The sequence below is a fragment of the Spirosoma sp. KCTC 42546 genome (assembly GCF_006965485.1).
GTDB lineage: Bacteria > Bacteroidota > Bacteroidia > Cytophagales > Spirosomataceae > Spirosoma.
This window is the reverse complement of sequence record NZ_CP041360.1, coordinates 8,547,061-8,570,663: the sequence shown is the minus strand read 5'-3', so window position 1 is coordinate 8,570,663 and position 23,603 is coordinate 8,547,061. Positions and strand designations below refer to the sequence as shown.

The 23,603-nt window shown below is 44.8% G+C and carries 17 protein-coding genes and 2 pseudogenes; 7 read left to right on the top strand and 12 right to left on the bottom strand.

Going from position 1 to position 23,603, the window contains the following annotated elements:
- Positions 1-73: 73 nt before the first annotated feature.
- The 5 genes from EXU85_RS34845 to EXU85_RS34825 all read right to left on the bottom strand — a co-directional run bounded on the left by EXU85_RS34845 (position 74) and on the right by EXU85_RS34825 (position 4,776).
- The gene (locus tag EXU85_RS34845) at positions 74-379 is read right to left on the bottom strand and encodes a hypothetical protein (protein ID WP_142776489.1); all 306 of its coding nucleotides are present in this window, start codon (positions 377-379) and stop codon (positions 74-76) included.
- Positions 380-485: 106 nt separating this feature from the next.
- Positions 486-938 (bottom strand): hypothetical protein, encoded by a 453-nt coding sequence (locus tag EXU85_RS34840; protein WP_142776488.1) that lies wholly within the window; start codon positions 936-938, stop codon positions 486-488.
- A 149-nt stretch (positions 939-1,087) separates the two neighbouring features.
- A complete protein-coding gene (locus EXU85_RS34835; protein WP_142776487.1) occupies positions 1,088-1,960 on the bottom strand; it encodes a dienelactone hydrolase family protein in 873 nt (290 codons plus the stop codon).
- Between the two features lie 133 nt (positions 1,961-2,093).
- On the bottom strand, positions 2,094-3,377 hold the full coding sequence (locus EXU85_RS34830) for a metallophosphoesterase (protein ID WP_142776486.1): 1,284 nt from the start codon (positions 3,375-3,377) through the stop codon (positions 2,094-2,096).
- A 76-nt stretch (positions 3,378-3,453) separates the two neighbouring features.
- Entirely contained in the window at positions 3,454-4,776 is a 1,323-nt protein-coding gene (locus EXU85_RS34825) for a hypothetical protein (RefSeq protein ID WP_142776485.1), read from the bottom strand.
- 139 nt (positions 4,777-4,915) lie between these two features.
- Between EXU85_RS34825 and EXU85_RS34820 the strand changes: the two genes are divergently transcribed.
- Positions 4,916-5,710: a carbohydrate-binding family 9-like protein gene (locus EXU85_RS34820; protein WP_142776484.1), complete on the top strand. Its 795-nt coding sequence runs from the start codon at positions 4,916-4,918 to the stop codon at positions 5,708-5,710.
- A 307-nt stretch (positions 5,711-6,017) separates the two neighbouring features.
- Here EXU85_RS34820 and EXU85_RS34815 read toward each other — a convergent pair whose 3' ends face one another.
- From EXU85_RS34815 to EXU85_RS34790, 7 genes and pseudogenes are all read right to left on the bottom strand, one after another.
- A complete protein-coding gene (locus EXU85_RS34815; protein ID WP_142776483.1) occupies positions 6,018-9,452 on the bottom strand; it encodes an efflux RND transporter permease subunit in 3,435 nt (1,144 codons plus the stop codon).
- 134 nt (positions 9,453-9,586) lie between these two features.
- A complete protein-coding gene (locus EXU85_RS34810) occupies positions 9,587-10,717 on the bottom strand; it encodes an efflux RND transporter periplasmic adaptor subunit (protein ID WP_142776482.1) in 1,131 nt (376 codons plus the stop codon).
- Between the two features lie 106 nt (positions 10,718-10,823).
- The gene (locus tag EXU85_RS34805) at positions 10,824-12,203 is read right to left on the bottom strand and encodes a TolC family protein (RefSeq protein WP_142776481.1); all 1,380 of its coding nucleotides are present in this window, start codon (positions 12,201-12,203) and stop codon (positions 10,824-10,826) included.
- Entirely contained in the window at positions 12,190-12,804 is a 615-nt protein-coding gene (locus EXU85_RS34800) for a TetR/AcrR family transcriptional regulator (protein ID WP_142776480.1), read from the bottom strand. The genes EXU85_RS34805 and EXU85_RS34800 overlap by 14 nt, the downstream gene beginning before the upstream one ends.
- Before the next feature lie 221 nt (positions 12,805-13,025).
- Positions 13,026-14,033: pseudogene (locus EXU85_RS34795) on the bottom strand (glycoside hydrolase family 140 protein); the annotation flags it as partial.
- 510 nt (positions 14,034-14,543) lie between these two features.
- Positions 14,544-14,747: pseudogene (locus EXU85_RS35925) on the bottom strand (DUF4038 domain-containing protein); the annotation flags it as partial.
- 169 nt (positions 14,748-14,916) lie between these two features.
- The gene (locus EXU85_RS34790; RefSeq protein ID WP_142776478.1) at positions 14,917-16,053 is read right to left on the bottom strand and encodes a DNA replication/repair protein RecF; all 1,137 of its coding nucleotides are present in this window, start codon (positions 16,051-16,053) and stop codon (positions 14,917-14,919) included.
- 216 nt (positions 16,054-16,269) lie between these two features.
- Here EXU85_RS34790 and pdhA point away from each other — a divergent pair, with 216 nt between their 5' ends.
- The 6 genes from pdhA (at position 16,270) to mfd (ending at position 23,597) form a co-directional block, all read left to right on the top strand.
- Positions 16,270-17,313: a pyruvate dehydrogenase (acetyl-transferring) E1 component subunit alpha gene (pdhA, locus tag EXU85_RS34785; protein WP_142776477.1), complete on the top strand. Its 1,044-nt coding sequence runs from the start codon at positions 16,270-16,272 to the stop codon at positions 17,311-17,313.
- 181 nt (positions 17,314-17,494) lie between these two features.
- Entirely contained in the window at positions 17,495-18,433 is a 939-nt protein-coding gene (locus EXU85_RS34780; protein ID WP_142776476.1) for a ring-cleaving dioxygenase, read from the top strand.
- Positions 18,434-18,540: 107 nt separating this feature from the next.
- Positions 18,541-19,173: an alpha/beta hydrolase gene (locus EXU85_RS34775; RefSeq protein ID WP_142776475.1), complete on the top strand. Its 633-nt coding sequence runs from the start codon at positions 18,541-18,543 to the stop codon at positions 19,171-19,173.
- A gap of 29 nt (positions 19,174-19,202) precedes the next feature.
- Positions 19,203-19,499, top strand: coding sequence for a muconolactone Delta-isomerase family protein (locus EXU85_RS34770; protein WP_142776474.1), 297 nt, complete (start codon positions 19,203-19,205; stop codon positions 19,497-19,499).
- A gap of 193 nt (positions 19,500-19,692) precedes the next feature.
- On the top strand, positions 19,693-20,139 hold the full coding sequence (locus EXU85_RS34765; RefSeq protein WP_142776473.1) for a barstar family protein: 447 nt from the start codon (positions 19,693-19,695) through the stop codon (positions 20,137-20,139).
- Positions 20,140-20,240: 101 nt separating this feature from the next.
- Positions 20,241-23,597, top strand: coding sequence for a transcription-repair coupling factor (gene mfd, locus EXU85_RS34760; protein WP_142776472.1), 3,357 nt, complete (start codon positions 20,241-20,243; stop codon positions 23,595-23,597).
- Positions 23,598-23,603 lie beyond the last annotated feature (6 nt).

Here is a 23,603-nt window from a genome sequence, read left to right as displayed (position 1 = left end):
GTTTTATTGATCATAAAAAAATCATCGACTAATCTAAGTCGATGATTTTTTTATAGGCTTCTATTTCAATAACTTAACGTGGTCCGCGAGAACGACCGCCACCACTATAACCGCCACCGCCATACCCACGGCGGGCGTTAGGGCTACCGCCATAATAACGAGGTGCAGGGGCATAATAACGAGGAGCGGGCCGAACCACTACAGGTGGCCTATAATAGCCGTAAGGGCGAGCGTAACCATACCCATATGGATTACCATACCCATAATAAGGTCTTGGACCGTAACCAACACCGGTATTTACATAAGCCGGTCCACAACTTGCCATCATAACGACTAGTAAGCCAGCCGCTAGTAAAGGCATGAGTTTTATCGTTTTCATGACTTTTCGTTTAAGGATTAACTGTTGAACCATTTAACTGCCATTTGGATTAACCGAAGCTGATTGAGAGCTGGTTAATCCAAACGTTTATTCTAACTCAATTTATTTACCAGCGATGGCCACCGCGGCCATGACCACCATAACCTCCGCCGTATCCACCACGGCCACCGCCGTAACCATAGCCATAATTTGCATATGGACGAACAACAACTGGAGGAGCATATACAACCGGAGGAGCAATAACTACTCGTGGTGGTACAATTACAACCTGTGGTTGAACAGGATAGGCTTGCCCGTACTGGTTATAACCGTTGTTGGGATAAGCCTGACCATACCCGTTCGGGTAGGCCTGACCGTAGCCATTGTTATATCCATTTGGATACCCCTGATTTGGGTAATTCTGGCCATAACCATTCCCATTGGGGTAGGATGGATTGCAGCCACTTCCATTTGGATAAACCTGACCATAGCCATTACCTGGTCCGTACTGTCCAAAACTAACAGTAGCCACCCCTAATAACAGGCCAGCTAGAACGCCACTCCATTTTATCGTTTTCATCGCCTTAATGAGTTTTTGCTCAATTTGTAGGTTAGACAAACGATATACCATTGCGTTTAATGAAAACGAGAAGAAAGCGGTTAAAGTTTAATTAAAAGGCTGACCACTAAACAGTAGCCAGCCTTTTACCGAATGAAACACGCTATTATTTACGCTTTCAATTTATCTTTTAGGTACGCTAAAGCCAGCTTATAAGCATCGGCTGCCGCTTCTTTATTATAGACCGGATTACTTGGGTTAGCAAAGCCGTGTCCGGCGTCATACATTTTTACCGTCACCTTTTCACCTGCTTTCGCCATATTCTCTTCGAATGCCTTTACAGATTCGGGTGTAATCCCTTTATCCTGACTACCAAAAAAGCCCAATACGTCCGTGTCCAGCGTTTTAAGTTTCTCAACATCCTGCTCCGGCCGACCGTAGTACATGATGCAACCTTTTGCCTGTTTACCTTCCAGCATAGCAGATTGAAGGGATAGCATACCGCCGAAACACCAGCCAACACTGGCAAATTCAGCTTTAGGACCAGCGTACGCAATGGCGCCTTTCTGAATACTAGTGAGCCGTTCTTTGTTAGCCCCTTGCATTAGTTTTCCTGCTTCGGCTGGTTCGGTAGCTACTTTGCCATCATACATATCAACCGCCAGCACGTTAACGTCCTTCAAGTCATTATAGAACGTTTCCGACTGCTGTTTGATGTTGTCATTCAGGCCCCACCATTCCTGATACACCAGAAGCCATTTGTTCGATGGCTTTTTAGCTTTCAACAAAAACCCGTTTGCCGATTGGCCGTCGGGTGTTGAAAACTTAATCATTTCGCCAACGCCCGTGTACGTAAAGGGTAGGGGAGCTTCGTGTAATCGCTGGAAAGCAGGATCAGCAGCCATTGCCGACATGTCGTTACCTGGCGAATCGGTAGCAGGTGCATGGCAGATGGGTATAGCCGTTTCCTGAGGTTGTGCTGGTTTCAGATACGAAAACAGCGACATAAAAAAGGATAATCCAGTAATGAATACAATTTTCATAGGGTATGTGATGGTTAATTGATTAGGGTAACTGCTTGTAAATGGAATTAGTTAAGTGCGAAAGGAGGAATTATTGTCAATTGACATACAACTTACCTACTATTGATGTAAATACACACAATTGATTAACCTATCAAGCTTTTATCAACTCAAAAATCGTAATCTCAGGTAAAATACCCACCCGCCCAGGGTAGCCTATATAACCATAACCGCGGTTTACGTAGAGTCGCTGGTCGCCTTGCTGGTATAACCCAGCCCATTGTTTATAGAAATACTGCGCTGGGCTCCATTTTACATCGCCGAGATCGACGCCAAATTGGGCACCGTGCGTATGGCCGCTAAACTGCACATCAATATCTTTATAGTGCTTATTGACTTCAGCATCCCAGTGGGTAGGATCGTGAGAAAGGAGGAGTTTAACCGGGTATTCTTCTGTTCCTTTATATGCTTTTGCCAGATTACCAGCCCGAAGAGCCGCCGGTCCAAAACCAAGGTTTTGAACGCCAATGAGCGCAATTTTATCGCCATTCTGTTCCAGTATCTTGTTTTCATCCATCATGATGTTCCAGCCCATTTGTTTGTGAGCGGCTACCACATTCATCACGTTCTGTCGTTCGGCCTGGACACTGGGCCACTGCACATACTTACCGTAATCATGATTTCCCAGGGTTGAGTAGACCCCCAGAGGTGCCTTCACTTTATCAAATACATCAATATAGCTGTTCACTTCTTCGGCATGGCTGTTCACCAGATCACCCGTAAAAAAGACGATATCAGGCTTTTGGCCAAGCAGCATCTCAACGCCCCCCTTTACAGCAGTTTTATTAAAAAAACTCCCTGAATGAATATCCGAAATCTGGGCGATGGTCATGCCATGAAAGCCAGATGGCAGGTTTTTAAGGGGGAGTTTAATCCGACGAATTCGATAATCATGTGCGCCAGAGAGTATACCCCATGTAAACCCAACTAATGGAACAGTACCAACCACCAACGCGGTCTTCATCAGAAAATCCGAACGGGTGATGGTATCGGTTGATGATGGTATTGTCTGTCGGGTTGAATCTTCAACCGCTTCACGCACTTCGGGCTTATAGAACAGAGAAACAATCCAGCGAAAGAACCGTCCAATATCATCAATGAGGATAATTAGAACGGCAAAAATCTTTGAGAAATAGGGGATGGCAATAGCAGCCCAGAGAAAGGTACGTGTGTTGCGGCTAATAGAATCAGGTGGCAACAGTTGCATAATTATATACAACAGTAACGATAGTGCTGTAAAGCCCCAAAAGGCAATAGCAATGATTCGTTGCGTGCTTTCTGAGGCCGATCTGCTGAGTGTTTTAACAGCCTGAAAAACATACCAGTCGATCAGAAGTAGAATAGCGGGAAGAATAAAAAATAAGGCAGTACGGTTCATGAATTAGCAAATGAAGGACATAGTTGCCTAACGGAATGAGCATCCGTAAAGTTTGATGATGAGCAACCTGATTTTCCTAGTTAGGCTTCACAAACTCAATCATATACTCCGACATGTACTCACTCTTTTTGGGTTGGATATTCTTAACAAACAATCTTGCCCGTTGACCCAGCCGCAGACACGTATGTTTGTTCGCAAGGTCGTCGGGTGTGTTCATGGGTTGCAGTGATGGGTACCAGAGGAAATAGCCAGGTTTATCAAGCAACAACTTTGGTTTAGTCCATGCCTGCGATTGCATGGCCTCGCCCAAATCCGGGTTGGTATTGAACGATATATGGATACTGCTACCTGCCCAGGATGGCCCTGTTGCTTTGCCCATTAGCATGACCCAACAGTTCAGATAAGTGTTCCAGCTAACGGATGGCCCCCAATGAAAATTACCTGTTGGCGATGAAGCTGGTCCACCGCCCGCTTCAGGCTGAATTTGCAGGGATGTGATGGGTGCGCCCACACCATTGTACGGTGCATTGAAGCCCTTACCATTCCAGCGCTGGGCTTTGCCAACCGGATTATCGAGGTCGGCCAGGGGGATACGCGCTACGCTGATGCATTGGCCACTCCACTCTTTTTGTGGGTTATATTCCTTTTCACTGTATTGACCAGGATAGCCATATTCGCCATAAAACAAGTATAGATAAGCCCCGCTTGCCACTGCCGACGGATCGCCGACGCCCCCCGCAAATGTTTTTGAGGTGTTATGAGGCTTCAAAATCATTCGGGGCTGTAAATCTTCAATAAAAATACCTTTGTTTTCCCAGGATTTTCCCCCATTCACCGACTTCATGATACCAATGCGGCAAACGGCTGCAGGCGATGTTGGACCCGTTATTCCCTGCGGCCACTTTTCATTTTTGTAACCTTCTTCTGTAGCAGCATCGTATGGAAGGGTAGCCGGATAATTTTCGTTATGATAAACGGCGTACAGCGTCTTACCCGATTTATCAGCAGGATCCTGATACACCGTTTCGAACCAGACGGCTCCATGCAGGCCTGGTGTGTTGACGGATACATTTGCTGGCATATTCGGCTCCGTAAAATCACTGGCTTTGCTGGCAAAAGCCTCCTCAGCATGTCGACCATCGGCATATTTGAGATCGCGCGCGTTTCCCCACAACGGATCTTCACCGTACTTACCCGGAAAAATTCGGAACGTATCACCCACCCAGGCCTCGGCCATATTACAGTCAACAAAGGAGTTGAACAGGACTTTTTTAGCTGGAATTAATTTGTAGCTGGGCGTAGTAGTATCGGTTTCGCTATTACCCGAACAGGCAACAAGGAGCGAACAGGTTAAGACCCCTAAAATCAGTCTAGTTACGATAAGTTTTGTTGTCTTCATGGTAGTCGTTAAAGCTAGACAGATATCAACTTTACTTTAAGCTAAGAATCCTACAACCGGGTGGGCGTCAAGCCCAAATTATTTTTTCGTATATCGTTCATTACCACTTAGGTTTACAGCGCTAACGAAAGAGATCACCATGCATTCGTACACTGCAAAAAAAATTATAGACTCTATTTTGATCGATGGAAACCTAACAAAATCCGTTTGGCAGAATGCCACCTGGAGCCATCGGTTTGTGGATATGGTAACGGGAGAGCCGGGTATGTATGGCACTAAATCGGCAATTCTGTGGAATGACACACATTTATACGTAGCCTTTCAGGCCGAAGAGCCATTTATTGAAGCGCATTTGACAGAGCGTGATTCAATTATTTTTCTCGAAAACGATCTTGAACTGTTTATAGATGGGGGTGACTGCTACTATGAGCTGGAGGTAAATGCGCGAAATACAATCTATGAAGTATTTTTCATTTGGAAGGATGCGTATCAACGAGGTAGCCGGTTTGATGTACCACTCTTTGATGTTCACCATCCACAGGCAATGACCTTTGGCGGAGATGCCGACCGTACAGGGCCCTCATTCTGGCATGGTACCCACCCGCGTGGCTTACGCTGGGCTTTTCTAAATTACGATATGCCTGGTTTAGAAACTGCCGTTCATGTTGATGGTACGTTGAATGACAATAGCGATATTGATTCCGGCTGGACTCTGGAGATAGCCATTCCCTGGAATAGCCTGACCTGGCTGGCAAATGGTCGACATCTGCCTCCCCAACCCGGCGATGAATGGCGAATGTTTCTGGGCCGATTTCAGAAATTGACGGTGTCTGGCATTGAAGTTCAACCACACCCGGCTATGGTTATGAGTCCACATGGCATTTATGATACGCATCAGCCCAGTCGGTGGAGCCAAATTATATTCGAGTGCTAGCAACGCTTGCCCCATCCTGTCATAAAACATGAGATATGTTTAATCCATTTATCGACTAAAACAGGTTGATTATCTATGTTTGGCACCTAGTTGTCTATTGGCTTCTTATACATATGAATGCCATCTTACCTTTAGGGCATAAAAGTATTAGATAGGAATACAGAAAGCGGCCTAACCTTGTTGAGCCGCTTTTTCGATTAGTACTAATCCATCTCTAGAAGACGGCTAAACATCATTCTTAAAAGCTTAAAAAATGGAAAAGCCGACAGCATTGTGTTGTCGGCTTTTCCATTTTTAAGCTTACTTACTAAGCCATTTCCTCTTCCAGTTCCTCAACAGGCTCAAGCGCAGGATCTTTCTTTCCGAACCATTTCATCCGAATCCGTTCATTGATCCAGTACATACACGGAACAATTACAAGAGTCAGGATTGTGGAAAACGTCAGTCCGAAAATGATTGTCCAGGCCAGGATATTCCAGAATACGGAACTATCGCCACCAACAATTATGTGTGGATCGAAATCACGGAACAGGCCCACGAAGTCAACAGTAATACCCAATGCCAGCGGAATCAAACCCAGTACGGCAGCCGAAGCCGTCAACAATACCGGAGTCAGACGAATGCCGCCTGCTTCAATGATAGCTTTTCGCAACGGAACACCCCGACCGCGTAGCTCTTCAATAAATTCAATCAGCAGAATCCCGTTTTTCACCACAATACCCGCCAGCGAGATGATACCAACCCCCGACATGATAACCGAGAAGTCTTTATTGAAAATAACGAATCCAAGGAGTACGCCAATCAGCGAGAACAGGATGGTTACAAAAATAATCAGTGGTTTTACGACCGAGTTAAATTGCGTAGCCATAATTAGATAGATCAGCAACATGGCAATCCCAAAGGCCGACACCAGGAAGTTCATCGACTCCTGTTGGTCTTCCTGCTCACCACCCATTTTGAGTTTATACCCATTTGGCACATCCATGTCCTTTATAACCTCCTGAATCTGAGCAACAATCTCGTTGGCATTGTAGCCCGGTACCACATCGGAGCTTAATGTAACAATCCGTTCCTGATTCTTGCGGTTAATCTGGCTGAACGTCGTCGAGTAACTAATGTTGGCTACCGATGTAATGGGAACCTGGCGCAATTGGCCGCCCATCACCATATCGCGATATACTACATTCAGACTCAACAACTTGTCAATCTGACTACGGTCATCTTGCTGTAAACGAACCATAATCGGATACTCGTCTTTGGCATCGCGGAATTTTGATACTTCCAAACCGAACAAGGCTGTCCGAATGGCCAGCGCAACCTGTCCCGACGAAATACCTTCCCGTTCTGCTTTGTCGCGGTCGATGTCAATGACAATTTCGGGCTTGTTAGTAATCAGATCCGACTTTAGTTGGTCAATGCCCTGAATACCAGCTTGAGCAATTTTCTGCCGAACCTGTTTTTCCAGTTTCTGGAGTTCACCAAATTCCTCACCCGCAATTTCAATAGCAATTGGTTTACCCGTTGGTGGACCATTGGATTCACGCTCTACCGAAATTTCGCTACCCGGTAACCCACTTACGGCTAACCGAACTTTGTTCAACAGCGAATCCGTCGAGATACCATGCCGTTCTTCATTAGGTTTGAACGCAATCGTCACTTTCGACTTCTGTGGAGTTGCCGACCGATCCGGGTTCATAGGATCACCTGCGTTTTTACCAATGTTGGAAATCACGGAGTTAACGATATCGGTAGCTTTATTGGCTTCCAGAACGTTAAACACACGCTTCTCAATTACCCGTGTCACAGAATCTGTTACGCGAGCATCGGTACCAACGGGCATTACGTTATAGACGTAAATGTAATCGGGCTCACCACTTGGGAAGAAAAGGACTTTAGGTTTTGCAATCCCAACAATGAAGAAGGTCAGAATTAGCAGACCAAATGCGCCTACGATTGCAAAAACTGGGCGCCATCCTGTTAATATCCAGGAAATTAACCGGCGATAGCCATTCTTAACCGCGGGCAAAATACGTTCCTGAAAAGGCACAATCAGTTTTGGTGTCAGTACGTAGTGGTTGAACACGTACAGCGCAATGAACAGCACAAACAGGTTGCCAATACCCCGATCAATCACGTAGCCAATACCCGCCAGCACAGTCATAATAATGAGTGGCCGTTTAATCTCAGCGAATGTCTGTTTGTCTTCATGGTTATCGTCTTCATGCCGCTTCATGAACGTAACCGCAAAAACCGGGTTGATCACGTAGGCCACAAACAGGGACGCAAACAGCGTTAGAATAAGCGTCAGTGGGAGAAACTTCATAAACTCACCCACAATACCCGGCCAGAACAAAAGCGGGAAGAAAGGTGCAATAGTCGTCAGCGTTCCCGACAATACGGGTACGAATACCTCGCCCGCAGCAGCCTTCACAGCCTGCCGGATATTCCAGTTTTTGTTTTCGTTGAAGAGTCGGTGTGAGTTTTCAATCACCACAATGGCATCATCAACCACAAGCCCTAAACCAAGCAGGAAGGCAAACAGCACCATTGTATTCAAGGTGAAGGTTGCGCCTACCATAGGTCCTAGGACCGGCATCAGAACAAAAGCAACCAGCGCAGATAAAGGCACCGATAAACCCACGAAAATGGCATCGCGAACGCCCATAAAGAACATAAGCACCAATACCACGAAAATGAAGCCTAGTACAACGGTATTGATCAGGTCATTCACGTTTTCGCGAGTACGCTCCGACTGGTCGGCCGTAATTTTTACGTCCAAGCCTTCAGGGAAACGCGACTCCTTATATTCGTCGATCGTTTTCTCGATACGGTCGGCGGCTGAAATTAGGTTTGCACCAGCACGTTTAATAACGTTTAGCGTTACAACCGACTTATTGTTCAAACGAGCAAAGTTCTGTTGCTCTTCGAAGTTATCACGTACTTCCGCAATATCGCCGAGCCGAACGGTAGCACCAGTTGCTGTCCGAATCTGTAAATTCTGAAGTTGCGTAACATCGGTAAATTCACCTTTTACCCGTACCGTCCGACGAACCCCATCAATTGGTAATTCACCACCCGAAACGTTGATATTTTCACCCTGAATGGCCTGCTGAATATCTGAAAAAGCCAGACCAGCCGATTGCATCCGAGGCAAATTGACATTGATCTGAATTTCGCGTTCCAGTGCACCAATGATGTCGACACGCCTAATTTCAGGCATACCTTCAATTACGTCCTGTAAATCCTCGGCGTATTCTTTCAGTTGTTTCAGTGAGAAGTTACCGGCCATGTTGATGTTCATGATCGGCATTTCCGAGAAGTCAACATCCTGAGCTGTTGGACCCGCATCTAGCTTTTGTGGCAGATCGGGCTTGGCTTTGTCAATTGCATCACGAACCCGTTGCAAGGCTTCGGCAGATTGTACATCTGGGTTAAACTCAACCAGAATAACTGATACGTCCTGTAACGCATTAGATTTGATGCGTTTAACGCCAGAAACAGACTTTAGCTGCTTCTCGATCTGCTTGTTAATCGTATTCTCGATATCGGCAGGAGCTGTACCAACGTACACAGTGTTAATGTACACCTGTGGTATCTTAATATCGGGAAACTGCTCCTTGGGCAGGTTATTGTACACGAACAGCCCGCCAAGCGTAATCAGGAAGGTGAATATGTAAATCGCCGTCCGGTTCTCAACGCACCAGTTGGTGAATCCGAGGGTTTTATACTGTTCAAATTTCATGTTGAAGTAGTTTGTAGAGACGCATCCTTGCGTCTCCTATGCGTCAGCCTTATTTAGTTTCTACTAATCAGTCAGAACCATCCGGTTAAACGACCATCCGGTTAGAAGAAGACGCAAGGATGCGTCTCTACGGGCTAATAATTAATTTGTTGTCCGTCAACTAAATCCTGATAACCAGCCGTAACAATCTGGTCACCCGCGCTCAATCCTTGCGTAACGGCAATTTTACCACCGTACGACTGACCCGTTTTTACGGTTTTAGCCTTCGCTATCTTTTTGCCTCCTTCATTCACAGCAACGTAAACCAGTTGTCCATTTTCTGTACTTTGGATCAGGTTTTGATTAATCACAATGGCATTTGCCTGCGTTGCATCGTTAATTTTAATCCGAGCCAGCATATTCGGTTTCAGGGCATTATCGGAGGGTAGGGGAGCCTCGATTGTAAACGTCCGGGTGGCAGGATCGACCATGGTTGCCACAAACGATACACGTGAGTTCAGCGTTTTATTCAAATCTGGAAACTCAATGGTTAACGGATCACCTTTTCGAACACTTCCTGAATACGAGTCGGCTACTTTAGCAACTACCTTCAGTTGCGACAGGTTCACAACCCGGACCAGCCCCATACCTGGAGCAGCAGATTGGCCAACCTTTACAATAACCTGATCGACCACGCCCGAGATAGGAGCCGTTACTGTTAACTGGCTCAACTGTGCATTAAGGGTAGATAATCGGCGTTCGAGCGACTCTTTGTTATTTTTCGCTTGCAGATACTGTATCTCGGTCCCGATTTGCTGTTTCCATAAAGAAGCCTGTTTTTCATAAACCGTATTTACAAGCGAAAGCTGTGTTTTAAGTTCAGCCACCGATTCGCGCAAAAGCTGGTCGTCTACTTTGGCAATAGGCTGTCCAGCCCGCACCTGATCACCTTCTTTTACGTAAACGGCTGTAACAACTCCACCCGATTTTGGCGAGACCAGCACGTTGTTTTTCGCATCGATAGACCCCTGTAATTCCACAAAATGCCGGAATGTACTGGCTGCCAGTGGAGCTACCGTTACGTCTTTAACCCGGACATTCTCTTCTTTCTTTGGATCAAGCTTACCAACCTCTGCTTCGAGCGTTTTGATTTTTGTGGTCAATTCCGTTTGCTGCGACTTCAACTGGGCAAGTTCCTCTCGTTTCCCTTGCAGGTCATTCGGTTTTTTCTCCTGTGAGCAGGCAGCTAATAAGCTCACGAGGGCAATGGCGTAGTATGGTTTCATCTTAACTGATTACGATTTTAATTTTAAAATTCAGGTTGTACTCAAACATGACAACTCCTTTAATACTCACTATCAATAGTGTATAGCTCGAAAAAGCGAATTATTTTCAATTCCCTATATAAAGCTTTCCATTCGCTTTGTCGGCATCAACTTTGGTTTGCAGGAAGTTATATAAGGATGCGAAGTAGTTTGTTTGGGCCTGCCGATATGAATTCTCGGCATCCAAAACTTCAATGTTTGAACCAACGCCTTCCTGATATTTGATCTTGGTTACACGGGCAACTTCCTGTGCTAGTTCAACATTCCGTTTTTGAGTGCGTAAGGTTTGCAGGCTATTACCAAGTGTAATGGTTGACTGGCGAATTTGCAGATCAATCGAATTTTTCAGCAACTGACTATTATTCTGCGCTTTCTGCAATGTAAACCGCTTCTGCTGCGCCTGGTATTTCTTCTGAAAACCATCGAAAATTGGAGCTGACAGGTTAATTCCTATCACAGACGAATTAAACCAGGGTGAACCAATTACTTCACTGAATTTATTACGACCTGTATTGTAGCCATAGTTGGCAAACGCGGTGAGTCTCGGATAATATTGTTTTGCAACACTCTGAACATCCAGATCAGCCAGTTGAATCTGCGATTGTAAGGTCGAGAACTCAATTCGTTGATTGTAATCAAACTCAGTGGCTGCCTGCATATTCGTTCGTTCAACGGCATCAAGGTCAATGTCCTGAATCTGTTCTGTCAGCGTAATATTATCGTTTATTCCCAAGCCCATCTGGAACTTAAGCAGATAATAGCTTAGCTCAACCAGGTTTTTTACGTTCTGACGCTCAGCCTTTAAGTTATTAACCTGCACTTCAAGACGACTTACATCGATCTTTTCGGCAAACCCCTGCTTATTAAGCGCTTGTGTGTTTCTAAACAGTGTATCTACCCTGGCAATATTTAGGTCAAGTAATTTGATCTGTTGCTCATTTACCAGTACACCATAATACGCCTTTGCAACCTGCTCAGCTACACTAATTTTTGAGGCTGTTACATTTTTTTGAGCCAGTTGTCGGTAGGTATCAGCGGCACGTAGCCCCAGCCGATACGAAGCATCGAACAAAAGTTGATTTAGCGTACCGGTTGCACTGCCTGCATAAGCAACGCCAAATTGAACAGCAATTGGAGGATCACTGTCGGCCGCGTTCACGTTAAAAAACTTAGCAGGTAAAAAAGCCCGTTGAATAATCAGGTTATCCGTAACTGATGCGGCTACACTTACTTGTGGTAGGGCTACTCCCCGTAATTCCTGAATCCGACCTTCTGCACTTAGTGCATCCAGCCCCGAATTTTTCACGTTAATATTGTTCTCGACAGCAAACTTAATCGCTTCATTTAGCGAGAATTCCTGTTTGGTTTGAGCCAGTATCGGTCCTGTGCTACTCAGTAGTGTGAAAAGCCAGATAAGTACTGTTTTTTGGGTATTACTTAACCTCATGGTTGTATTGATTAACGTACTGGTTGTAAATGGTAAAGCCTTTGTCTGTCAGCATTCCCCGCACGAAGTGGTGCATCAGTTCAGCCTGCACTTCGTGCATCGAATACTGGTCTGATGGAAAGAGTTCATGGTTGAATGCTAACTCGATTTGTTCGACCCGTAACCGGGCTAAAATGGTTGGATTTATGTCTGGGCGATATATACCTTGAGAAATACCTTTTTGGATATTTTCAAGAATTGACCGCATAATATGTCCCTCTTTATACTGTCTGAACAGCGCAAATGCCTGAGGGTAATACCGTTTTATGTCGTTCATCAGATTCGGACTTACCTGATCTGCATGATTTCGCATCATATTTAGGACGCCTAGAATTTCTTCAACTGGATTATCGGTCTCTATTGCCATACAGTCCATTTCTGACTGATTTCGACCGGTTTTATCCTGTATTACCTGGTATAGAATCTGCTCTTTGTCCGTAAAATGCTGATAAATTGTCTTCTTCGAAATACCAAGCTGGCGGGCTATATCCTCCATCGTTACGGATCGTACCCCATACTTCCAAAACAAGCGTTCAGCCTCTGCTAGAATCCGTTCTTTCATTTAATAATAGAACTTTTTCTAGGTGAACTACGGAAACTCAAATATAGTTCTGAGTTTCCTGTTAATTTTTGATAATATGATGAACGGCCTAAATAGCGGAGTAAAACAACCAAAAAGCCCGACGAACTAGCTAGTTTGTCGGGCTTTTGATGATAGGCTAGCCTGCTTATGCGCTACAAACAGAGTTTATCAGCGTTTAGCGATTGAATACAATTCAGGCGTTAAGGAACTGGGTAATTTTTAGCCAGATCATCCAGTACAAGTACCCAATCCTGGCCATAGCCACTTGATGGGGGAGTAAATTTCTGCTGGCCTTTGTTAGGAATGGTGCCGCTGTCTTTTGCTTCGCCCGTTCGGGGATTGAGCCAGTGTGTCTTTACCGATTGACCTGAAATCTTACCCAGGTTAACCGTAAAAGGCTTTCCTGCCGCGCTATACACAAACGCATAATCGGTACCCCGAGTAGCCTGGATACGCTCTGCGGGCGCATAGTTATTCTCAATAATCAGGGACTGATCGGGGACACGATCAAGCAACGGGCGGGATTCTATCAGCCGACGAACAATCTTCATCTGGTTGGCACCTGGCAGTTCCAATGCTTCCTGCCAGTATATATGTGGACCATTAACAGCAGGACGGTTGGCACTATACATCTGCCAGATATCATGACAACCGTACGTATGTCCATGTGCTCCGGCAAACAAATCTAGATACGCATATAGTCGAACGTCGTAGGCATTGGATGTTCCGAGGTCTTTTACATTAAAGCAAACCGGATGGTCTTCATAAATGGGTTCAGCATCCATGGTCGGCTTGGTAGGGGTACGATTATAGCTGACTGTAATTTTGTCATAAACCGGTGTATCCCGGCAGTGGCCATTCTGGTGCATATTGAAATCAAGCCACGAATCCTGATGAAACCACTTTGACGAACCACCATCCTGAATCGAGTTGGGTTGCGGGTGAAATGTCATCAGTGCTTTATCTGCTCCGCCTACACCCGCTTCGATACCCTCGGCCATTGCTCGCCAGGTGGCTACATCTTCAGAGCCGTCGCGTGGAGTACGGTCTCCGCCCAGAATCCAGATTATATTTTGCCGATTTTTGTAGCGGTTACCCAGCCATTGGCCATAGGTACGTGCATTTTTTGGGTTAAATATTTCAGGGCCATTACCCCATGAACTCTTAAAAAGTTTATCGCCCCAAGTCGGGAGGAAACCAATAACAAGTACATTAAAGCAAACCGGATGGTCTTCATAAATGGGTTCAGCATCCATGGTCGGCTTGGTAGGGGTACGATTATAGCTGACTGTAATTTTGTCATAAACCGGTGTATCCCGGCAGTGGCCATTCTGGTGCATATTGAAATCAAGCCACGAATCCTGATGAAACCACTTTGACGAACCACCATCCTGAATCGAGTTGGGTTGCGGGTGAAATGTCATCAGTGCTTTATCTGCTCCGCCTACACCCGCTTCGATACCCTCGGCCATTGCTCGCCAGGTGGCTACATCTTCAGAGCCGTCGCGTGGAGTACGGTCTCCGCCCAGAATCCAGATTATATTTTGCCGATTTTTGTAGCGGTTACCCAGCCATTGGCCATAGGTACGTGCATTTTTTGGGTTAAATATTTCAGGGCCATTACCCCATGAACTCTTAAAAAGTTTATCGCCCCAAGTCGGGAGGAAACCAATAACAAGATTATTCTCGGCAGCTTTATCTACGATATAATCGACGTGTTTGAAATACGCTTCGTTGGGCGTGGTTGGGTCATTGTTCAATAATGGTTTGTCGCCAAGCGCGTTGGGAGTATTCAGGCCATCAAATTCAGCCAGGGCTACCGTCTGAATAACGGTAAATCCTTGTTCAGCCCTTCGTTTGAGGTATCGATCCGCTTCTTCGCGATTTAGCCGGTGAAACAACTCCCAGGCCGTATCACCCATGTAAAAGAACGGGGCTCCATCCTGATGGACCAGGTAACGGTGATTATCTGAAACCTTCAGAGGCCCATTTTTGAAGGAACTCTGTGCAAAAACACTTAACACCTCCAGCAAGAGTGCAACTATATGTACGATCTTTCTCATAAGCAGTTAAGTCGCTTAGAGAGTCAATCTAATCACGGATAATCTCAAAAAATTTCACATCAGCCTGTACTTTTTCGAGCAACTCACGCGTGCGTTCTGGCCGCGCATCTGTGATAAAAAGTTGACCAAATGCGCCCTCATCCATTCGCTGAATGAGCTTACCAATACGTCGGTCATCTAGTTTGTCAAAAATATCGTCTAATAGAAGAATCGGCTTGATTCCTTTTTCGGCCTGCAATTGATCGAACTGTGCCAGCTTTAAGGCTATTACAAATGTTTTTTGCTGTCCTTGTGAGCCAAATTTCTTCAGTAGTACGGGTGCGGGGCCATCTGGCCTGGCCTCTCGTTCACCAATCAGAAATGCATAATCATCCTTATGGATACCCATTGTGGTTCGTTGCAATACTGTGTCGCGTCGACGAAAATGCCGAAACTCATCCGCAAAGTTCGGGTTGCTCACTTCTGATTCATACACAATTGTAACACGTTCACGCTCATCGCTCAAGTAGGCGTAGTGGCTGCGAAAATCGGGCAAAAACTCCTCGACGAATTGCTTTCGTCGATCGTGGATTTTCTGACCAAGGTCGAGTAGGGGCTCATCGTAGGTATCCAATAAGTCATTATCCACCTGGCTCCGCTCTGCAAAAAGTTTGAGCAAACTATTCCGCTGCTTTAGAACCTGCTGGTACATCAGGTAATTTCGTAAATAATCAGAATCAAGTTGAGAAAGTACACCATCGAAAAAATGTCGCCGATCCTCACTATGCTCTCGTACCAGATCGGTATCGTTAGGCGCCATTAGAACGACCGGGAATCGGCCAATATGGTCGCTGAGTCGATCGTACGGTTTTTTATCAGCCATGAGCACCTTCCGTTGGCCCCGCTGTAAGCTTATTGTAATCTGTACCAAACGGCCTGTTGTAGTAGCACGATCATTTTCTTCAAAAACCCCGTCGATGATGAAATAGTCGGCATCATGCTGAATACTAAGAGCATCCTGACTTTGGAAAGCGCTTTTGCTGAGAGCCAAAAAATAAATGGCATCCAAAAGATTGGTTTTTCCGCTTCCATTCGGCCCAAGAATCACGTTTACCTGCTGCCCGAACACATACCGGCTATCTTCGTAATTTTTAAAATTGGTCAGGCTCAGTTTTTCGAGGTGCATAGGTATAGCGTGTAACGCGATAATGCGTAATTTCGCGGCAGTCAATTGCAACAATCAATTACCAATTTGAATGAACAATTGATATTGGCAACAAAGATACGGTCGGTTTGTTAGTAGAAACAGCCTCTGTATATAGTTGGAACCACTCTGACAGCTCAGCGCTTCGGTGGCCGGTTGCCAGGCAGCGATTATTGATTTTATCGAACTTCATTCCTCATGGCAAGCGTCAAAGAGAAATCCAAACAAAATGGTAAGGCTCCGGCAGCCGCGAAAACGCAGCATCCCAAAGAGCGGTATATGTACTGGTATGAATCCATGCAGTTGCAGCGGAAGTTCGAAGAGAAAGCCGGTCAATTGTATGGTCAACAAAAAATCCGGGGTTTCTGCCATCTTTATATAGGTCAGGAAGCTTGCTCCTCAGGTTCCTATTCTGCCCTAACCAAAGACGACAAGTGGATTACTGCTTACCGCGATCATGGCATTCCACTTGCCCTGGGTTCAGATCCTAAAGCGATCATGGCTGAATTGTTCGCGAAACAAACCGGTTCATCAAAAGGCAAAGGTGGTTCTATGCACATCTTCGATAAGTCAGTCAATTTCGTAGGTGGACATGGTATCGTTGGTGCACAGATTCCAATGGGGGCTGGCATTGCGTTCTCGGAGAAATATAACAAGACCGGAAATCTCTGTATCACGTTTATGGGCGATGGAGCCGTCCGTCAGGGTGCCCTGCACGAAGCCTTTAACATGGCAATGCTCTGGAAAATCCCTGTCATCTTCGTCGTTGAAAATAACGGCTATGCTATGGGAACCTCTGTAGCCCGTACATCTAATGTAACTGACCTGTACACTTTAGCCGAGGCCTATGACATGCCTTCTGAACCTGTTGACGCAATGAGTGTTGAAGCTGTTCACGAAGCCGTTAGTCGGGCAGCTGATCGCGCCCGTGCTGGTGAGGGTCCAACTTTTCTGGAATTCCGCACTTATCGCTATCGGGGCCACTCCATGTCTGATCCACAGAAATATCGTAAGAAGGAAGAAGTAGAAGAATACAAGATGCGCGACCCTATCGAGCAGGTAAAGGCAGCCATCCTGGAAAAAAAGTTTGCTACAGAAGAAGAATTAGCCGCCATTGACCAGAAAATAAAAGCCACTGTCGATGCAGCCGTTCAGTTTGCAGAGGAGTCTCCTTACCCACCTGCCGAGGAAGCCTTCAAAGATGTTTATATGCAACAGGATTATCCATTCCTGATGGAATAATTCTTTTCTAATTTCATATGCTATGTTTCAGATGATCCATTGCATTAACAAAAAGGTCCGAGGTAATATCTCGGACCTTTTTGTTTGAACTTTCTAATTATTTTAAATGTATATACATTAAATGTAATAACATTATAATTTTAGTAACTCGATTTTTCACCCATTAACTCGTTTCAATTGTATGGAAACCCTCATCAATGGCCTTCATCACGTTACAACTCTGGCAGGCGATACCCAACGTAATGTTGATTATTATACCGATATTCTAGGTCTTCGATTAGTAAAGAAAACGGTCAACTTCGATGCGCCGGATGTCTATCACTTATACTATGGTAATGAAACCGGAGATCCTGGTACGATCCTCACATTCTTTCCATATGGTGGTATACCACGTGGACGGAAAGGTGTTGGTCAGTTAACCTATACAGCGTTTTCTGTTCCAACAGCGTCGCTCCGTTTCTGGATGGATCGGTTGCATGAACGAAACATTCCATATGCTGGTCCATACAAACGCTTCTCAGAAACATTTGTACGGTTCGAAGATTTTGATGGCATGGGCATTGAACTCGTTTTTACAGACGACGACCGGCGCACGGGTTGGGATAACAACCGAATCCCGGCAGAGTTTGCTGTGCGTGGTTTCCATACAGTAACCCTGAATGAGGTTAATCCAGACAAGACGATTAAACTCCTGACTGATATCATGCAACACACCCTAGTAGGGGAGGAGGAAGGCCGTTTCCGTTTTAAGGCGGGAAAAGGCGGGTCCGGAAATTTTGTCGATGTTTTATATTCACCAAAAGATGTTCATGCCTTGCAGGGAGCAGGTTCTGTTCACCACGTTGCCTTTTCAACGGATACGGATGAAACCCAATTGGTAATCCAACAGCAACTGGCGGAGTCAGGCTATCATGTTACACCCGTTCAGGATCGTAATTACTTCAACAGCATTTACTTCCGCGAACCTGGTGGAATCCTGTTTGAAGTGGCTACTAATCCGCCAGGCTTTGCCGTTGACGAGCCCGTTTCTGAATTAGGTACAGCTCTTAAACTGCCTCCTCAATACGAATCCCGCCGAACTAAAATTGAAGCTGAATTACCAGCAATCGAATTGAAATAATTTTTTTTAACACAGAGAGAACTGAGTGTTTACTGGGATAACTGAGAATCAAAAAACTCTGTTTTCTCTGTATCAACCTTTGTTCTCTTTGTGTTTACTCTTATACTATGATACATAACCCTAACAATATTCGCACAGCTGGAAAGCCTTTGGAAGAAGCCTCCAAAGTAATGATAATGGTTCATGGACGGGGAGGATCGGCTAGCGATATTCTTTCCTTATCGAAATACATTGAGGATAAAGAGTTCGCCTTTATTGCCCCTGAAGCCGAAGGAAATACGTGGTATCCCTATTCGTTTCTCCGGCCACTTAACGAGAACGAACCTTATTTGTCTTCGGCATTAGAAGTTCTGGCAAGTCTGCGCGCCAGGCTACAATCTGATTTTAATTTCAAATTACCTCAGATTTATTGGTTGGGTTTCTCTCAAGGTGCGTGTTTAACGCTTGAGTTCGTTGCCCGAAATGCAGTTGAGTATGGTGGCGTATTTGGCTTAAGCGGTGGACTCATTGGCCCACCTGATTTAGTTCGTAATTACGAAGGCTCTTTGGACAATACACCAATTTTTATGGGATGCAGTGATCGCGATCCGCACATTCCCAAAGAACGCGTCTTAGAATCAGAAAGCATATTTCGAACAATGGGTGCGAACGTGACTGCGAAATTGTATCCAAATTTTCCGCATTCGATTAACGAAGATGAGCTAAACGTTGTTAATTTGCTGATAGCCGGAGCCCAATAAACTCAGGTCTTTACTTAACAGCAATGCCTATGAGCCAATACATGGTTGAATTTGACCTTCCAGCTGTAATGGATGAAGGTTTCGAGAACCGGATCCCAGCCCAACGGCTCAAAGTGGAGGAATTAATGGAAAAGGGGTTTTTGTTATCTTATTCTCTTTCGGTCGATCGTCAGAAACTCTGGTGCATCTTCAAAGCCGATTCGGAGTTGGAAGTAATGGAGTCGATTTCGGAATTTCCCCTCATCAAATATATGACACCATTGATTACTGAGTTGATGTTTCATAATATGGTGGCCGCTCGAATTCCTCTCTTTTCATTGAACTGAATTAAACGAAAAACCCTCTTACTCGGAGGGTTTTTTCATAAATACAAATTGTACTTTTGCAGGCGTTTCAAAACCAAAAACACTTAAGTAACCAGGGTTTAACTGGTTACATACGCTTACAACTAGCTGATAATCAAGTTTCACGTGAAACTTAACTCATCACCAACTTTGCTCCAAAATTTAGAAAAAACATATGACGCCCAACATTCTAATCTGCCAGTCGGAGCGCGAACTTGAAGCTCATTTTGCCAATGATTTCATTGCTCATATCGATGGTAAGCATACACAAACATTGCGCCAGTTTTATGAAGACATTGCCGACTTACTTGAAATCCCAAACTTTGGTTTTACACTGGAAGCGCTGAACGATTCACTTAATGACTTACAGTGGCTTGAAGATGATAGGATCATACTCTATTTTACAAATACAAATGAGCTAGTTGGCAAGGAACGGGATCCAGCTAAAATGGGAAGTATATTAAGTGTTTTGGATGCAACGGCTGAGGATTGGAAATGGGTCGATGAAGAAGAGGAGATCGATAAGAAAGAGATTATCCTGGTATTTGAAGATAGCACACGTATTCGGAAATTATTAGAGAATGAAACCATTGAGTATTCGCTATTATCAGCTTTAAAATAATTGCCTGACGCAACAAATTTTCAAAACCTGCTGTTACCCTATTGTGCCGCCGGAATGTCCTTCCAGCGGCTTTTCGTGTTTGACATACAACCTGACTAAGCTTGAAACCAGATGAATTGCTCGGCCTATATGCCGAAGATAGTTTTATAAAATTACTGACTGAGCCTTTCAGTCGGAAAGTATCTACAAGCGATCCTCAACGACTACAGATTAAAGGTTTAGCTGGGAGTCTTGATGCTGTGTTGGCTTCTTCCATATTTAAATCGGTCGGTGGAAATCACCTTTATATTCTGACCGACCGCGATGAGGCAGCTTACTTCTTCAATGACTTGCAAAATCTGCTTAGCCAGGAAGTATTACTATTTCCAATGTCCTTTAAAAAGCCCTATCAATATGAAGAAGTAGAAAATGCAAACATATTGATGCGGGCAGAGGTGCTGAATAAACTTAACCCAGCTCCAAAAGATGGTTTATTAATGGTAACCTACCCCGAAGCATTATCGGAGAAGGTCATTAATAAACGATCCTTACAGGCCAATACACTGACCATACGGGTAGGAGAGAAGTTAGATACCCATTTCGTAGCAGAACTACTTCAAACCTATGAATTTGAGAAAACAGATTTCGTTTACGAAGCTGGTCAGTTTTCTGTTCGAGGGGGAATCATCGACGTTTTCTCATTTGCCAGTGAGTTTCCATTTCGGATTGATTTGTTTGATGACGAAGTTGAGAGTATTCGCAAATTCAATCCCGAAACCCAGTTATCAACAGACTCGGTAGCGTTTATTAACATTATTCCGAACATTCAGACAAAACTCGTTGAGGAAACCCGCGAACCATTTTTCAGCTTTCTACCTGAAGCAACAACTATCTGGGCAAAAGACATTGAGTTTACACTAGAAATCATCGAGAAGTGTTACGAGAAAGCAGAACAAAGCTTCGAATCAGTGGTCGCTGGCAGTGGAGGAATCCAAGTGGTTTCAGATCCCGGAAGTTTGTTCGAAACCCGACGATCATTTCTGAATGAACTAAAGCGGTATAGAACAGTTGAGTTCGGACGTAAGTTTTACTTCAAAACAGAAGGCAAACAGCAGTATAATTCAAAGCCTCAACCGTCGTTTAACAAAGATTTCAAACGGCTGGTTGATACACTAGGGGATAATCAATCGAAAGGATTTACCAACATTATCTCGGCTGAATCCTTTAAGCAACTGGACCGGCTTCGAACAATTTTTGAGGAACTTGACCCATTTGTGAAGTTTCAGCCGATAAATATCGGTTTACGGGAAGGCTTCGTGGATGAAGCATTAAAAATAGCCTGTTATACTGATCACCAGATTTTTGATCGCTACTATAAATATCGTGTTCAGGACAAGTTTTCGAAATCGAAAGCACTTACACTGCGTGAACTAAAAACACTACAGCCTGGCGATTATGTTACGCACATAGATTACGGTATTGGCCGGTTTGCAGGTTTAGAAAAAGTAGACCATGCGGGAAATGAACAAGAAGCAATCAGGCTCATTTATCGCGATAATGATATTCTGTTAGTTAGTATTCACAGCTTACATAAGATTGCTAAATACAGTGGTAGGGAAGGCGGGCCACCCACCATGAGCAAGCTTGGTTCTCAGGAATGGGAGCAGAAAAAATCCCGGATTCGCAAGCAGGTAAAGGATATTGCCCGTGAATTGATTGCGCTGTATGCCAAGCGTAGAACAGCACCAGGATATGCGTACAGTCGCGATAGTTTCCTTCAGGTCGAGCTAGAGTCGTCATTTATTTATGAGGATACACCAGATCAGGCCAAAGCAACCAATGATGTAAAGGATGATATGGAAAGGCCTCACCCGATGGACCGGCTGGTGTGTGGAGATGTAGGTTTCGGTAAAACGGAGATTGCTATTCGGGCGGCCTTTAAGGCAGTGACGGACAATAAGCAGGTTGCCGTGCTGGTACCAACAACAATCCTGGCCATGCAGCATTTCAAGACGTTTAGCGAGCGCATGGCCGATTTCCCTGTCAAGATTGAATACATCAACCGATTTCGGTCTGCGGCTCAAACGAAAGAAATTCTAAAAGGTGTAGCCTCAGGTGAAATCGGTATTTTGATCGGTACTCACCGAATAGTTAATAAAGACATAAAATTCAAAGATTTAGGACTTCTTGTGATAGATGAGGAGCAGAAGTTTGGCGTAAAAACCAAAGACAGACTCAAGGAAATGCGTGTGGAGGTCGACGTATTAACACTTACAGCTACGCCAATTCCCCGAACACTACATTTCTCACTGATGGGTGCTCGTGACCTCTCCGTAATCGCAACGCCCCCACCCAATCGGCAACCCGTCACGACAGAAGTTCATCCCTACAACGAAGCAACGATTCGGGATGCGGTGAGCTATGAAATCAGACGAGGTGGTCAGGTATTTTTCGTTCATAACCGAGTGAATGATATCGAATCTATTGGTAATCTAATCATGCGACTTGTACCAGAGGCCCGAGTTGGTGTAGCCCATGGACAAATGGAAGGGGATAGATTAGAGCGAATTATGACTCGATTTATCGAGGGTGATTATGATGTCTTGATCTCTACAAATATCATCGAATCAGGACTTGATATTCCAAATGCGAACACGATTCTAATTAACAATGCCCACTATTTCGGGCTTTCTGATCTTCATCAGATGCGGGGTCGCGTGGGTCGTTCGAACCGGAAAGCATTTTGTTATTTATTGACGCCCCCCCCTTCAGTCATGACGGCCGATGCCCGCAAACGTCTACAAACACTAGAGGACTTTTCTGACTTAGGCGAAGGTTTTAAGATCGCGATGCGTGATCTTGATATTCGAGGTGCTGGAAATTTACTAGGTGCAGAACAGAGTGGGTTTGTTAATGACCTTGGCTTTGAAATGTACCATAAAGTGCTTGACGAAGCAGTCCAGGAATTACGCGAAAATGAATTTAAAGAACTATTTGAGACAAAACCTGGTGACCTAAAACTAACATTACCTGATACTGTTATCGAGACTGATTTGCAGGTTGTTATCCCAGAACGATACGTCTCAAATATATCGGAACGACTAGCGTTATATACACGCCTGGATAGTCTTCAGAATAACGAAGAGCTACAGGCATTCAGACAGGAAGTGCTCGATCGTTTCGGACCGATGCCCGAAGAAGTCGAAAACCTGATAAAAATGGTCAACGTTCGCTGGAAAGCCGAACAGTTATACCTTGAAAAACTGACGCTTAAGAATAATATCCTGAAAGGATACTTCGTTTCTAACGGGAACGACGACTTCTTTAAATCCGATCAATTTGGCAAGGTAATTGAGTACCTCAAGCGAAACCCAACCAAATGTTCGTTGAAAGAATCGAAGGGACGACCAATTATCACCCATGTCAATGTGTATTCCGTTGAGCAATTGGATGAAATATTGGGCGCATTGACGAATTAATTACGA

Excerpts from the sequence above, each read along its gene's own strand:
- EXU85_RS34845 (WP_142776489.1), bottom strand. The coding sequence starts at position 379 with ATGAAAACGATAAAACTCATGCCTTTACTAGCGGCTGGCTTACTAGTC.
- EXU85_RS34840 (WP_142776488.1), bottom strand. The coding sequence starts at position 938 with ATGAAAACGATAAAATGGAGTGGCGTTCTAGCTGGCCTGTTATTAGGG.
- EXU85_RS34835 (WP_142776487.1), bottom strand. The coding sequence starts at position 1,960 with ATGAAAATTGTATTCATTACTGGATTATCCTTTTTTATGTCGCTGTTT.
- EXU85_RS34830 (WP_142776486.1), bottom strand. The coding sequence starts at position 3,377 with ATGAACCGTACTGCCTTATTTTTTATTCTTCCCGCTATTCTACTTCTG.
- EXU85_RS34825 (WP_142776485.1), bottom strand. The coding sequence starts at position 4,776 with ATGAAGACAACAAAACTTATCGTAACTAGACTGATTTTAGGGGTCTTA.
- EXU85_RS34820 (WP_142776484.1), top strand. The coding sequence starts at position 4,916 with ATGCATTCGTACACTGCAAAAAAAATTATAGACTCTATTTTGATCGAT.
- EXU85_RS34815 (WP_142776483.1), bottom strand. The coding sequence starts at position 9,452 with ATGAAATTTGAACAGTATAAAACCCTCGGATTCACCAACTGGTGCGTT.
- EXU85_RS34810 (WP_142776482.1), bottom strand. The coding sequence starts at position 10,717 with ATGAAACCATACTACGCCATTGCCCTCGTGAGCTTATTAGCTGCCTGC.
- EXU85_RS34805 (WP_142776481.1), bottom strand. The coding sequence starts at position 12,203 with ATGAGGTTAAGTAATACCCAAAAAACAGTACTTATCTGGCTTTTCACA.
- EXU85_RS34800 (WP_142776480.1), bottom strand. The coding sequence starts at position 12,804 with ATGAAAGAACGGATTCTAGCAGAGGCTGAACGCTTGTTTTGGAAGTAT.
- EXU85_RS34790 (WP_142776478.1), bottom strand. The coding sequence starts at position 16,053 with ATGCACCTCGAAAAACTGAGCCTGACCAATTTTAAAAATTACGAAGAT.
- pdhA (WP_142776477.1), top strand. The coding sequence starts at position 16,270 with ATGGCAAGCGTCAAAGAGAAATCCAAACAAAATGGTAAGGCTCCGGCA.
- EXU85_RS34780 (WP_142776476.1), top strand. The coding sequence starts at position 17,495 with ATGGAAACCCTCATCAATGGCCTTCATCACGTTACAACTCTGGCAGGC.
- EXU85_RS34775 (WP_142776475.1), top strand. The coding sequence starts at position 18,541 with ATGATACATAACCCTAACAATATTCGCACAGCTGGAAAGCCTTTGGAA.
- EXU85_RS34770 (WP_142776474.1), top strand. The coding sequence starts at position 19,203 with ATGAGCCAATACATGGTTGAATTTGACCTTCCAGCTGTAATGGATGAA.
- EXU85_RS34765 (WP_142776473.1), top strand. The coding sequence starts at position 19,693 with ATGACGCCCAACATTCTAATCTGCCAGTCGGAGCGCGAACTTGAAGCT.